This is a genomic window from Spirosoma soli (genome assembly GCF_042684525.1).
Classification (GTDB): domain Bacteria; phylum Bacteroidota; class Bacteroidia; order Cytophagales; family Spirosomataceae; genus Spirosoma; species Spirosoma soli.
In genome coordinates, this window is sequence record NZ_JBHULN010000012.1 from 113,009 (window position 1) to 126,000 (window position 12,992).

Genomic DNA, 12,992 nt, shown 5'->3' on the forward strand with positions numbered 1-12,992 from the left:
ATTTATTTTCTCACAGAAGCAGATTAGTGAGGAAGAACGTACCAGATGGCCGCGATGGCCGAAAGCCAGTGATTTTTCAGGCCTTTGCGGACGAGATTTAGCGCCTTAACGATGTGAACCTCAACCGTTTTTATGGATAGGTTTAATTCAACCGCAATTTCCTGGTATTTTTTGCCTTCAAACCGACTGAGCAGGAACACCTTCCGACACTGAGGGGGCAACAGTTCGACCAGATCTTCGACCCGGTGGAGGATCTCCTCGTATTGAACAATCTGATCAGGGCGTTGGCTAACCGCTGTTTCTTCAACAGCCGCGTTTTCGATGTCTTCTAATGCCTGAAATTCGAGCCGTAGATAATTGTAGGCTTCGTTACGAACGCTTCGGAACAGATAATAGCGGTACGACGACGTAACGTTTTCATAGGCTTTTGTCTTCCAGAACTTGCAAAACACATCACTGACTAAGTCCTCGGCCGTTTCTTTCGAGTACACATACCGGATCGCATGGCTACACAAAGCCCCATGATAGCGCCGGAAAAGAAGCTCACAACCCTTCTGCGGACTCTCGTCGAACGCTAACCGAATAAATAGCTCTTTATCATTAGTAAAAGTACTCTCCTCTGGCTCGGCAGGCTGACTAACTGAGACCAACATATCGGCATTTGCCAGCGATTTCTGGCCTTTGAAATCGATCAGTTGACGTGCTTCCATAGTCTAAGCCAGTAAGGAATGCATTCCTAAAAATTTTAATCCTTTATTAATAGAGACAACTTTTTTACTAAATCCCCTTAGTTGAATCGAAAAATTTCTAAGATAAAGTCAATAAGTAACTGCGCTTTGCCTTGATAGCCTCTAAAGTGTCGCCTATCTCGTCAACGTGACACAATAAGGAAAGGCGTAATGCATAAACTGCCCTACTAACCTTGCCAATAATCCAGAAAAATACTTACTCTTATCACTGCTTGATGAACTTGGTTACATTGTCTTTCGTAACCAGTTGAAACGGAATCAGCGTCTCTTTTTCGTAGGGTTGTCCCTTGGCGATTTTCACGGCTGTTTCAATCGCTTTTGCCCCTTGCTGCTCGGCGTTTTGAAAAACGGTAGCGTCTAAGGTTCCTTTCTTGACGGCTTGCAGGGCATCGGGAATGGCGTCGATACTCACAACGAGCACTTTGTTCTTTAAGCCAGCATCGGTGAGGGCTTTTACGGCTCCTAGTCCCATTTCGTCGTTATGGGCGAACACGGCGTTTATGCCCGAGCCGTAGGACTGAATCCAGTTTTCCATCAGATCCATGGCTTTCGCCCGATCCCATTCGGCCGTTTGATGCGCAATCAGCTTTATGTTCGGGTACTGTTTCAGCACCTCCCGTGCTCCCTGCTCCCGTTTGATCTGAGCGGCCTGCCCCATATAACCGTGCATCATCACTACGTTACCCTTACCACCCAGCTTGTCAGCGATAAATTTCATAGCGATCCGGCCAGACTCTACATCGTCGGACCCCACAAAGGCTGATGGTTTTGTGCTGGTCTCGGAGTTTACGTTGACAATCGGAATCTTGGCGGCCAACGCCTTTGTTACGGCAGGCGAACTGGCTTCTACTTCGCAGGGGTTCATAATAATGGCGTCGACCTGCTGGGCAATAAAGCTTTCGACCTGCTCGACCTGCTTCAACGCCGACCGCTCGGCATCAACGGTAATTAACTCAACACCAGCCTCTTCGGCCTTTTTAGCAAGTTCATCGTTCACGTTGACAATGAATTCATTTTGCATACTGAGCATACTGACCCCAACAACCAGCTTTTTACCAGCATCGCCCTGAGTGCTTTCGTTGGAGGTAGATTGGTTGCAGCCGCTAAGGAGGGTAGAAGCTAAAAGACTAATAGACAGGTAGATCGTTTTCATTTTTATGGTAGTCTGGGCGGGCTACTTTTGATTCATACTATCGAGCACGACGGCGCCGATGATAATGATGCCCATCACAACTTGCTGGTAATACGACGTTACGTTGAGCAGATCCAAACCATTGCTGATTACCCCAATGAGCAAAGCCCCAATCAGGGTACCGGTTATTGTTCCCGTGCCACCGGATGTACTGGTTCCGCCAATGATGGCCGCGGCAATGGCGTCCAGTTCGAAACCCGCTCCGGCATTTGGCTGACCAGTAGTGATGCGGGACGTCAGGACGATCCCGGCCAGGGCCGCCAGCCCTCCGCTCATGGTGTAGACGGTTAGCTTCACTTTACTCAGATTAATTCCCGATGCTTTAGCGGCTTGTTCATTCCCACCAACGGCGTACATGTAGCGGCCTAAAACCGTTTTGCGGAGTACTACCGAACAGGCAACAAACGCAACAATCAGGATAATGATGGGCATGGGGATACCCTGCAATTGACCGCCACCGATGAAATTGAAAGAATCGGATAGATTCGATATGGGTCGCCCTTTGCTCAGAATCAGTGCTAGCCCCCGACCAATCGTCATGGTGCCCAACGTAACGATAAATGGTGGCACCTTACTCCGGGTAATGACGAAGCCGTTGAAGGCTCCAAACAGTAAACCGCTCAACAGACCTATCAAAACCGGCACAATCACCGGATACGTATCCGGGTGGGCAAATAGAGCGGCAACGACGCCCGTAACAGCCACCATCGACCCTAGGGAGAGGTCAATACCGCCGGTGATGATGACAAACGTAACGCCAAACGCCAGCAACGCATTGATGGACACCTGAGTGACAATAATTGTTAGGTTCGAGACGGTCAGAAACCTCGGCGTAATCAACGACAGCGCGACGCAGATAAGGATAAACGCCACGAAGATGCCAGCCTTACCAACACGCCGAACTCGGGTACTATAAGAATCTTTGACCGGCTTAAAATACGTATCTATCGCGTTTTTCATAGGTTTGATTCGTCAGCCAGAAACTAGGCGTGTTGCATGGCATAAGCCATGATTTGTTCTTGGGTGGCTTCATCTTTAGAAAGCTCAGCCGTCTGTTTCCCTTTTGACAGTACCAGAATCCGGTCACTCAGTCCCAGTATTTCGGGCAGTTCGGACGAGATCATGATAATGGCGATTCCGTTGGCTTTCAATTGGTTGATCAGCTTATAAATCTCCGCTTTCGCACCAATATCGATCCCCCTCGTTGGTTCGTCCAGAATGACGAGATCGGGCGACGCCAGCAGCACTTTACCGATAACCACTTTTTGCTGGTTTCCGCCACTCAGATACATGACGGATTGATTAAGACCAGCCGTTTTTATGCGTAAGTCATCCACCATTTTAGTAGCGGCAACGACCTCACTTTTTTGGTCAACAAACCCGCGGGTAGCGTGATTTGCCAAACTGGCTAACGTAATATTTTGCGTTACCGACAGCCGGGGAATGAACCCTAACCCTTTACGGTCTTCGCTGACGTAGCCGATGCCATGGCGAATAGCGTCCTGGGGTGAGCTGATCACCACCTTTTCACCCTTGATAAAAATGTCGCCACTCGCCAGCTCATCCAAACCGAAAATGGCGCGGGCAATCTCGGTTCGACCAGCCCCCATCAGCCCCGCGATTCCCAACACCTCGCCTTGGTGAACCGAGAAATTAATGTCTGCAAATTTACCCGGCTGACTTAGCGCCCTCACCGACAAGACTTCTTTGCCTTTGCGGATGGTTGTTTCCGGAAACAAGCTGTCGATTTCCCGGCCTACCATCAGGGTAATCAGCGTATCAATGTCAAGTTCAGCAGCGGGTTTGGTGTCAATGTATTTACCGTCGCGAAGCACCGTAATGGTATCGGCGATGGTGAATATCTCGTCCATTTTGTGCGAGATATAAATGATGGCTACGCCTTTGGCCTTTAAATCACGGATGATATCAAACAGGGTTGCTACTTCTTTTTCGGAGAGCGCCGAGGTGGGCTCATCCATGATAATTACCCTGGCGTCGTTCGAGATCGCTTTGGCAATCTCAACCATCTGCATTTCAGCCACGCTGAGGTACTTCATCCGGGTATCTGGCCGGATGCTAACGCCCATCTGGCCGAGAAGTTGCCCCGCTCGCTGGTTCAGGTTTCGGTCATCTAACCAGCCAAACAGCCCTCCCTTCGTCTCTCGCCCTAAAAAGATGTTTTGGGCTACGGTGAGTTGAGGAACCGCCAGGATCTCCTGATGGATCATGGAGATACCTTTCTTCAGCGCATCATTGACGCTACCATTTCGCAGCTCATTACCTTCGAAGATGATCTCACCCGAATCCGGGGTCAGCAGACCGATCAGGATCTTCATCAACGTGGATTTTCCGGCTCCATTTTCGCCCATCAGCGCATGTACCTCCCCTTTTCGTACGTTCAGTTGTACGCTATCCAGCGCTTTAACGCCCGAAAACGTTTTCGTCAGTCCACGCACGGTAAGGATACAGTCTTGCGGAGAAGTCATAAATTGGGGATACAGGCAGAGGGCAGTTGTAGTACCGCCGGTTCGGGCATTATCCGACCGGCGGTATTCTCACTAAGACAGCTTCATTTTACTAGCTTAAAGCACTTTGAGTCACCTCACCAATGTTCACTGCAACACCGGTCTCTTTCCAGCTTCTGGACGTAGCCGATTCCAGGACGGCTTCGCACACTTTCTGCGTCTCCAGTGCATCCTGAAAGGTGGGAGCACAGGGCTCACCCGTATCCAGACTTTTAAGAAAATCAGCGACCTGGTGCGTAAACGTGTGTTCATAGCCGATGCTGGTTCCCGGTATCCACCAACGCTTCATGTAAGGCTGGTCGCTGTCGGTCACCAAAATCGAACGCCACCCCCGAACGATTGACTCATCGTCGTGATCGAAATACTCCAGGCGGTTCATATCGTGGAGGTCCCAACGAATGGAAGCATGTTCGCCGTTGATTTCAAGGGTGTATAACGCCTTGTGCCCGCGGGCGTAACGGGTGGCCTCAAAGAGACCCAGCGAGCCATTTCCGAAGCGGCAATGGAACAGACAGGCGTCGTCGATACCGACCGGCTGAACTTTACCCGTTAGCTGGTGCATACGTTGCTTGACGAAGGTTTCCGTCAGGGCCGACACATCGGTAATGCTGCCGTTCAACCACATGGCCGTATCGATGCAGTGAGCGAGCAGGTCGCCGGTTACGCCGGAGCCAGCGGCTTCGACATCCATTCGCCACGTTCCCGTACCTCCCTGAGGCACATCGGCGCTGATGGTCCAGTCTTGCAGGAAGTTGGCACGATAATGAAAGATTTTGCCGAGTTTGCCCGAATCGACAATCTGCTTAGCTAACGTAACGGCAGGAACACGACGGTAATTGTACCAAACCGTGTTCTGAACCCCCGCTTTTTCAACCGCGTCGACCATGCGCTGAGCCTCAGCCAGCGTCCGGGCGAGTGGCTTTTCGCACAGGATCATTTTTCCGGCTTCCGCAGCCGCAATGGCAATCTCAGCGTGTGTATCGTTGGGCGTGCAAATATCAATGGCGTCAATATCATCGCGCGCGACAATGGCTCTCCAATCCGTTTCGGTGGACTCATAGCCCCACTGTTCAGCAAATTTTTGTACGTTTTCCTGATTACGTGAACAAACGGCCTTCAACACCGGCGTGTGGCCTAGTTCCGGAAAAAAGTGGCTGACCTGGTTATACCCATTAGAATGCGTCCGGCCCATTAAGCCGGTGCCGATTAAGCCTATTCTTAACTCTTTTTTAGTTGCCATGTCTGTGATAAAAGGGATATGGTGAGTTCAATGGGTAGGCTTACTGCAAACTACCCACGGCCACTTGCTCCGGTTCAAGCCAGCCGTGGCGCTGACGCACCTGAATCATGGTAGCCAGAATGTCGTTCCAGGTTTGCTGGTTCGTCATCACCGCATTCGGAAACATACAGCCATCCCAGCAAATGTGCTGGAACGCTTTCGTCAGCTCACCGTTCTCGTCCCGCAGCCAGAGACCCGCATCCGTCACAATATCGAGCTTGCCATTCGGGTCCGTGGCCTGACAGTGCCGCCCGGTTTTATCGTGCGAACCGGACCCGAATACGGTACCGTCGTTCTGGGCCACGTGGAAGTCGATGGTCCACGGACGCAGCGCGCGCGTCAGGGTTTTGAGGGCTTCGGTGAAGGTAGCGCGGTCACTCCAGTCAAAGTTTTCGGGCAAAATGCGATCTTCCGGGTGGTTGTAGCCCATCAGATACAGCAGCGTATGCGCCATATCCGCCTGGAAGCCGATATTCGGTCGATTTACGGCCTCCAGCGTTTGCACCATTACCCGCCAGCTTTGCATACCCGCCCAGCAGATTTCTCCCTCGGCGGCTAAGCGTTCGCCGTAGTCGGCGGCTACGTCGCAGGCTTGCTGGAAGGTCTCTACAATCAGTTTGGAACTGCCTACCGTGTCTTTCTCCCATTGCTGCGGGGAGCTGGCCGAATCGATACGAACCACGCCATACGGCCGAACACCGAGTTCGCGAAGTTTCTGGCCTATTTCGCAGGCTTTACGAACCATTTCTACATACGTAGCCCGGTCTTCTTTTGTGCCCAAAATGGGGCCGCCCCAGACGGGAGCTACCAAACTGCCAATGTTCAGGTTTTTGGAAGAAACCTTGTCTGCCAGCCGTTTGATGTCGTCACTCGTCATGGTGTCGACGTCGAAGTGCGGGGGCATCAGACCCAGATCAATACCGTCGAATTTTACGCCGTCTACCTCAGCGGCAACGGTCATGTTCAGCATGTCATCAAACGAGATAGGCGGCTCCGAATTGTCGCCTTTGCCGACGAGCCCCGGCCAGGTAGCGTTGTGAAGTTTGGGGAAATTGTTGTTGTTCATGAGGGGTATGGTTTTAAGGTTTGTAGTTTATGCCGGGCGGTTCGGCATAAACTTCTATAAAGTCAAATCAGGATTGCCCGGACCGAAGTGCTTCAGCATCACGATCGGGTCGGTAGTCGACGGGTTAGTAATGGTCACTCCCTCCATAGCCGCCTGCTCACTCACGAAGAATTCGTCGTTGGTTAGCTGACCGTAGCGGATCAGGGCGGGCGTTTCAATATCCCAGACGCCCATTTTACCATGCCCCTGCATGACAATCAGGCCGTAGGCAGCACTGTCTTTAATGGTGACGGTCTTGCCGGGCAGAATGGTCAGTTCCTTGGCACTGAAAGCGTCGGACTTGTAACAAACCCAGTTTTCAACGTACCCTTCAGCTTCCATTTCGGCCAGGTCTTTCACCGGCTTCGGCACCATGTACCGGTTTGCCATCAGGTTGGGGTCAGTGTTCAATTCCCAGTCAATGGCATCCATCAGCAGGTCATAGTCGCCGATGCGGTCTTTGGGTGTGCCGTTCCAGAGCAGTTCTTCGGGGACAATGGCCTCGTTCACCAGCGACTGGTACATGGCAAAAATATCGGATGCTTTCTGCGGCTCGTAGGTACACATACTGCCCGGCGCATGGAGCAATCCCGGCGGAACATCCCAACCCGTGCCCGGCTCAAGCCGATACGCCGACGAGTAGTTAGTAATCTTGTTATCGCCTTTAGTAAAGTTTGTCAAGCACTCGCGTATTTGCTCTTTTGTCGTGCCGGGCGCAATACCAAAGAAAGTATACGGGAAGTCTCCGCCGTGGTTGTTGAGTTGCGGAGGAAAGTAGTAGGCCTCGGGTTTACCTAACTGTCCGGTCAGTGCAGCTTGTTCGTCGTTGTGGTGCACGTGGTGCGGCAACGGCCCCATGTTGTCGAAGAACTTGGAGTACATGGGCCAGCTTTGGTACTGATCCCACAACCGCTCACCGATCAACGCACCTTGCAGTTCATCAACGGCGTCTTTCAGTAAAAACTGAATTTCCTGGCTACCGTCGTTAAAAACAACCGCACTTAGTCCCTCGTTCTCGCCAGTCAGTGGACCGTTTTTGGCGGGTGTGGTTGAGGATAGCCAGCGTTCGTCAATGCCGCCCCGGACTCCGCCCAACACGTAGTAATCGTCAGGGTGCAATTTAATACGTCGGCCGGGCACACAAAACGATCGGGGCACCCAGGTTGGCGCGAGCCGTAGAATCCCTTTTCCTTGTTCTAATGCTTTTTCCGATACACTTACTGCTGAGGTTGTTTCCATGAATAAAGGTGATTAATCGGGTTCATTTGTAAAGCGGACGGTCCGCCGTTGCGGTGGAAACCCGCTTTACAGATTAACTGCTTTGTGTTTTACGAATTGATTGATCTGTGCCTGATTCTGTAATACTTCGATCTCTACGTCATAAGATCGGCTTCCACCAGGCTCCAGCAAGATGAGCGATTGCTCTTCTCTGGCTTTTGCCTGCCCGATGGGTGGGTGCGTACCAGGTTCAATGCCCGTTACGTATTCGCCTTTGCCCCAATGCTGCCAGTTTGTTAGCCACGGCAGCTGGCTTTTTTGAAACCGCAATGCCACCGCCAAGCCCAGCTTCTCATTGAATAGTCCAGCTGAACATTGCCCGGTATCATCGGGCGTAGCGTCGATGAACGCCACGGCTTCACCAGTGCCAGTATGTTCGTCTAAGGGAGCCGGACAGGTGCGAAAGTCATAGCCTTCACGAAAAATATCGCCGTTGATACCGCCTTCGCGGGCTTGCCAGTCGCCCTGCCAGATGATTCTGGTGCCTTCGTCGACCAACGGCCAGCCGAAATTGAAATGATACAGCAGCATGTGTGGAGCCGGTGTATTGGCCCGGTTAACTACCTCGTCGTGAATCCGAATAATTGGCTGTCCGAGCGTTCCAGATATTGTTCGTTTCAACTCCAGACTTGGGCCAAAGACCTTGGTTTCACGCATCCGTCCGGTGATGCTCATGTTCAGTTTACCCATTGCCGGATCTGGCTGGATAATGGACTCGATCTCGGCCGGGATGTTGCTAATTTGCCCGTGAAGCCCGCGTTCGCCGTAGGCATCCTGCTCAGGACCGCCCACGTGCGTAAGACCGCAGGTAATTAGCAGCCCCCCGTTGAAGGTCCGAAGCCAGTCGAGTCCCCGATCCGTAAACGGCTGCGGTGCTGTGATCCCCGAGTGACTCAGCCAGGCCAGGCTATGCTGGTTATAAAATGCATCGGCAATGTCCATCGCCCGATCAAGCACCACCTTATAGCGCAGACCCGTTCCGGTGTTTATCCACGCCACCCGAACGCCACGTCCGGCACCATTATCCAATACGGCGGTTTCAATGCCACCCACCTGCGCCGGGTTCGATACTTTATTACTCCAGGGATATTGTGCCAAATTTCTTTCGTGGTTAATGGGTGTGCACAGGTTTTAGCCTGTAGGCTACAGGCTAAAACCTGTGCTACAACTGCTTCAACATCAAATTCCGGTACTGGACTTTCATGGGCGGACCAACGTGCACCTGAACGCCTAAGAGGCCTTTCGACTTACCATTGACCGTATCTTCATCAACGACATCACTCATCAACACATCGTTGACGTAGTGCTGCAAGTGATTCCCTTTCACGACCAGGCGAAACGTGTTCCAGTCTTCGCTCTTGATCAACGTCTTCAGCGAGTCGGAGCTACCCAACGAACCAACCACAGTTACGCCCGTCCAGGCATTATTTTTCACATTGGCGCGGACAGCTTCGGGTGTCGCATCGCCGGTGTAGGGATTGATTTTCGTTTTTTGCCCTCGATACGCTAAGGTTGTTCGCTTGCGTTCTTCGTAGTTCTGACCCGTGTAGCGCATCTTTCCGTCGATGTCGGCCTGATAACCCCGTAAGGCAAAAGGCACATCGGTCAGCTGATCGCTGCGGTAGTTGATGCCCGAGTTGCCATCGGCGGTAATGTTAAACTCACCTTTGAACTCAAAATCGGCAGGCTCACCTCCTTTCCAAATAATGAACGAGTTCGTTTTGAGCAATGTCGTGGGTGTAATCTCACCAACCAGATTACCGTTCTCGACGCGCCAGTAGGTGGGATCACCGTCCCACCCCTTCAGCGATTTACCGTCGAATATCTGGACGAAGCCATCTTTATCTTTCTTACTCTGAGCGAATAAGAGCGATTGCAAGCCGGTAGTTATCACAACTGCCAGCATACACCCTTTCCAGATCGCTTTACCACCTATTTTAGTAAACATGAGGTTCCGTCTTATTTTCGCTTTACTTTATTTTCCTTTCGCGGCTCCGCTGGTAGCCTTGTACACCTCGTGCTCCTGATTACCACCTGATTTCAGGTACGCAATCAGATCCTTGAGCTCGTTCGGGTTCAGGCTATTGATCAGTCCGGGCAGCATGATCGACACCGTCGAATATTTCTTCGAGGCTACGTCTTTCTTGGGAATCTTCCGGAGTTGGTCGGGCGCAAACGGATTCTGAGAAATTGAATAACTCGTCTTGTCTTCGTTGACCAGCCGACCTAATACCGACTGCCCGTTTTTGAGCAGAAAAATCGTAGACGCGTATTGATCCGAGACGGTTTTATCGGGAATGATAATGGCTTCGAGCATGTCTTTATTGGAGAACCGCGTGCCCAGTTGCGTCAGATCCGGGCCAATGTCTCCGCCTTCACCTCGCATGCTATGGCAACGGCTGCACAGAATAGCCGAGTAAATCTTCTTACCCGTGTCGTAATCCCGACCCGTCAGACCGCTATCAACCACGGCTACTGCATTTTCCAGTTTCCAGTTACGACCGGGGCCTTTGGGGGTATAACCCATCGCCAGATCATTACCCGAATTCGTTAGCAGATCGGCACCCGACAGTTTGTTATAGCGCTCAAACTGTTCTTTGGGTACGTGAGCTAAGGCCAGTTTCCGCGCTTTATCGATAAAGCCGATATAACTGCGTCCGCCCTGATAGCCAAACGCATCGGCAAACCATTTGAAATAGCGGTCACGTAGTTCGGGCGTCCAGCCGGTTTTGGCGCTGCTCAGCATGGTGGCGTAATAGGTTTGCTGAGCCGGGGGGAGCTTTTCCAGCATTTTGGCGATGTCTAATCCGTATTGCGGATTACGCAGGATCAGATCGCTCGACGCCGTTACCGTTTCTCCGCCAACGGGGCCGGTACCGTCTTCGTTTTTCATGGCCAGCAACGTCAGCGTTCGCTCGATTACGGTTGGTGCTTCCATTGAAATCAGCAGCTTGCTGTACGCCCGGTTCAGCGTAGCCGACTTAGCCGGATACCGCGGATTTAATACGGCAATCGCTTTGGTCCGGTCTGCCCCCTCGGGTAGACCCATCCGGGTGTAAACAAGCTCAATGGCCCGCAACACGTCCAGTTGCTGCTCTTCGGTAAGCGGGTCTAATTTCACATTCAGCAGAGCGTTCAGCATCTGGCTTTTCTGCTCTGGTTTGCCGTGGTGGGCCAGGGCATACATTGCCTGGGTTAAGCGCACCGGATCAGTTTCGGCCAGCGCTTTCTGCTGCCACTGACTAACGGGCTGGTGTTCTACAGCGATGCGGGCAGCGTAGCGAACAAAGCGATCCGGGTGGTTCAGATGTGGCCAGGCGGCTTCAACAGCGCCCGCCATCGGTTCGCCGTGGTATTGTTCGAGCTTAGTACGTAGCTGATGTTCGGCCGTGAGCGCCGGGGCTTGTGTAGCCGGTGCAACCGACTCCGTACCCGTGTAGGTGATCCGGTACAGATCAGATTCTAGCCGACGGCCGCCAGTCAGGAAATACATAGCGCCGTCGGGGCCGATCAATCCGTCGGTCAGGGGTAACGGAGAGCCGGAAATAAACTCTTCGGCGGTGGCGCTGTACGAAGCGCCCTTGGGTTGGAGATGAACCGCGTAGATGATCCCAAAACTCCAGTCGAAGGCGTAGATGGCTTTCTGATACTTTTGCGAAAACCGGGCTCCTCGACCCGCAAACACGCCCGTTGGTGAGCCCTGTCCCATGTTCAACACGGCGGGCAGGCAATCGCCAAACGAGGGCGACCAATTGGAGGCAGCGGTACGCCAGCCAAATTCCGCTCCGCTGGTGATGTGACAAATACGGGTTGGCTTGTACCAGGGTAGGCCAAAATCCCACTCCATGTCCGAATCGTACCCAATAACGTCACCGGCATCGTTAAAGGCAAAGTCGAACGTATTGCGAAAGCCCGCGCCCATCAACTCCCACTTTTGTCCTTCTGGGTCGATCTTGGCGAGCCAGCCACCCGGCGCCATGCGGTCTGTCGCGTGCCCACGGGGGTCTTTGATGGCGGGGAATAAATTATCTTCCTGCCAGACCGGTGGGAGCCGATACGCATCCAGTTTGGGCACATCGGTAAAATTACCGCACATGACGTACAGCGACTTTTTATCGGGCGAGAGCACGATGCTGTGTGGGCCATGCTCGCCTTCGCCTTTCAGTGACTTCAGCAGGGTTATTTTATCGTACTGGTCGTCGCCGTTCGTATCCTGCAGGCGATACAGCCCACTCCCCTTTTCAAAGTTTTTGTTTTCCCGGTTGTTCACCATGACGTAGAGACTGTTGAAGGCATACAACAGGCCCTGCGCATAGCCCATACCCACTTTTTGGGTAGTATCACCGGGGGTTACTTCTCCTACAGTCAGCTTTTCAATTTTGGGTTGCTGATTGCCGGAACCGATGGGTGGCATTTCCAGACGATACAGAAACCCGTATTGATCGGACGTAATCATTCGGCCCTTGTCGTCGAAGGTCATCGATACCCAGGAGCCTTGCCCGTTTTCGGAGGGGCTGTACAAATGTTCGGCTTTAAAACCGGGCAGCAGTTTAAGCTTGTCGATCTTCGGGTTTTCGGGTGCTGGCCTCCCTGATTCTACCCCTTGCATGCCAACCCAGGAGGCCCCCACTAGGGTGAGAGCGGAAAAGGCAAATACTAGTTTTGCCGGTCTGAAGGAAAATATCATAGGTATATGGGAATGAAAAGGAAACGCCTGAACTACTGAATCAACAAGAACTCGTTTTACAATCTGTCTTTTCCCCAGCAAAAGCGTGTTCGTGCGATCTCATACTTTTATGTTCGCAATAAAAACTGGTTACCCTAGTGGTCTAAGTAGCGCTGTAGTAGATTATTACACCGAGAT

General features: G+C 52.2%; 10 protein-coding genes. All 10 read right to left on the reverse strand.

The features are described from left to right. Positions 1 to 23: 23 nt before the first annotated feature. Complete coding sequence (locus ACFSUS_RS18880; protein WP_381525362.1) at positions 24 to 653, reverse strand: RNA polymerase sigma-70 factor; 630 nt, start codon at positions 651 to 653, stop codon at positions 24 to 26. A gap of 301 nt (positions 654 to 954) precedes the next feature. Then, positions 955 to 1,902, reverse strand: a complete 948-nt coding sequence (locus ACFSUS_RS18885; RefSeq protein ID WP_381525293.1) for a sugar ABC transporter substrate-binding protein — start codon at positions 1,900 to 1,902, stop codon at positions 955 to 957. Positions 1,903 to 1,923: 21 nt separating this feature from the next. Beyond that, complete coding sequence (locus tag ACFSUS_RS18890) at positions 1,924 to 2,901, reverse strand: ABC transporter permease (RefSeq protein WP_381525294.1); 978 nt, start codon at positions 2,899 to 2,901, stop codon at positions 1,924 to 1,926. Positions 2,902 to 2,924: 23 nt separating this feature from the next. Continuing rightward, positions 2,925 to 4,427: a sugar ABC transporter ATP-binding protein gene (locus ACFSUS_RS18895; RefSeq protein ID WP_381525295.1), complete on the reverse strand. Its 1,503-nt coding sequence runs from the start codon at positions 4,425 to 4,427 to the stop codon at positions 2,925 to 2,927. A gap of 91 nt (positions 4,428 to 4,518) precedes the next feature. Beyond that, a complete protein-coding gene (locus ACFSUS_RS18900; RefSeq protein ID WP_381525296.1) occupies positions 4,519 to 5,706 on the reverse strand; it encodes a Gfo/Idh/MocA family protein in 1,188 nt (395 codons plus the stop codon). Between the two features lie 40 nt (positions 5,707 to 5,746). After that, entirely contained in the window at positions 5,747 to 6,811 is a 1,065-nt protein-coding gene (locus ACFSUS_RS18905) for a sugar phosphate isomerase/epimerase family protein (RefSeq protein WP_381525297.1), read from the reverse strand. 54 nt (positions 6,812 to 6,865) lie between these two features. Continuing rightward, positions 6,866 to 8,089, reverse strand: coding sequence for a class I mannose-6-phosphate isomerase (locus tag ACFSUS_RS18910; RefSeq protein WP_381525298.1), 1,224 nt, complete (start codon positions 8,087 to 8,089; stop codon positions 6,866 to 6,868). Between the two features lie 66 nt (positions 8,090 to 8,155). Beyond that, a complete protein-coding gene (locus ACFSUS_RS18915; RefSeq protein WP_381525299.1) occupies positions 8,156 to 9,226 on the reverse strand; it encodes an aldose 1-epimerase family protein in 1,071 nt (356 codons plus the stop codon). Between the two features lie 64 nt (positions 9,227 to 9,290). Then, entirely contained in the window at positions 9,291 to 10,076 is a 786-nt protein-coding gene (locus ACFSUS_RS18920; RefSeq protein WP_381525300.1) for a 3-keto-disaccharide hydrolase, read from the reverse strand. A gap of 27 nt (positions 10,077 to 10,103) precedes the next feature. Next, positions 10,104 to 12,815: a heme-binding protein gene (locus tag ACFSUS_RS18925; RefSeq protein ID WP_381525301.1), complete on the reverse strand. Its 2,712-nt coding sequence runs from the start codon at positions 12,813 to 12,815 to the stop codon at positions 10,104 to 10,106. Positions 12,816 to 12,992 lie beyond the last annotated feature (177 nt).

Excerpts from the sequence above, each read along its gene's own strand:
- ACFSUS_RS18880 (WP_381525362.1), bottom strand. The coding sequence starts at position 653 with ATGTTGGTCTCAGTTAGTCAGCCTGCCGAGCCAGAGGAGAGTACTTTT.
- ACFSUS_RS18885 (WP_381525293.1), bottom strand. The coding sequence starts at position 1,902 with ATGAAAACGATCTACCTGTCTATTAGTCTTTTAGCTTCTACCCTCCTT.
- ACFSUS_RS18890 (WP_381525294.1), bottom strand. The coding sequence starts at position 2,901 with ATGAAAAACGCGATAGATACGTATTTTAAGCCGGTCAAAGATTCTTAT.
- ACFSUS_RS18895 (WP_381525295.1), bottom strand. The coding sequence starts at position 4,427 with ATGACTTCTCCGCAAGACTGTATCCTTACCGTGCGTGGACTGACGAAA.
- ACFSUS_RS18900 (WP_381525296.1), bottom strand. The coding sequence starts at position 5,706 with ATGGCAACTAAAAAAGAGTTAAGAATAGGCTTAATCGGCACCGGCTTA.
- ACFSUS_RS18905 (WP_381525297.1), bottom strand. The coding sequence starts at position 6,811 with ATGAACAACAACAATTTCCCCAAACTTCACAACGCTACCTGGCCGGGG.
- ACFSUS_RS18910 (WP_381525298.1), bottom strand. The coding sequence starts at position 8,089 with ATGGAAACAACCTCAGCAGTAAGTGTATCGGAAAAAGCATTAGAACAA.
- ACFSUS_RS18920 (WP_381525300.1), bottom strand. The coding sequence starts at position 10,076 with ATGTTTACTAAAATAGGTGGTAAAGCGATCTGGAAAGGGTGTATGCTG.
- ACFSUS_RS18925 (WP_381525301.1), bottom strand. The coding sequence starts at position 12,815 with ATGATATTTTCCTTCAGACCGGCAAAACTAGTATTTGCCTTTTCCGCT.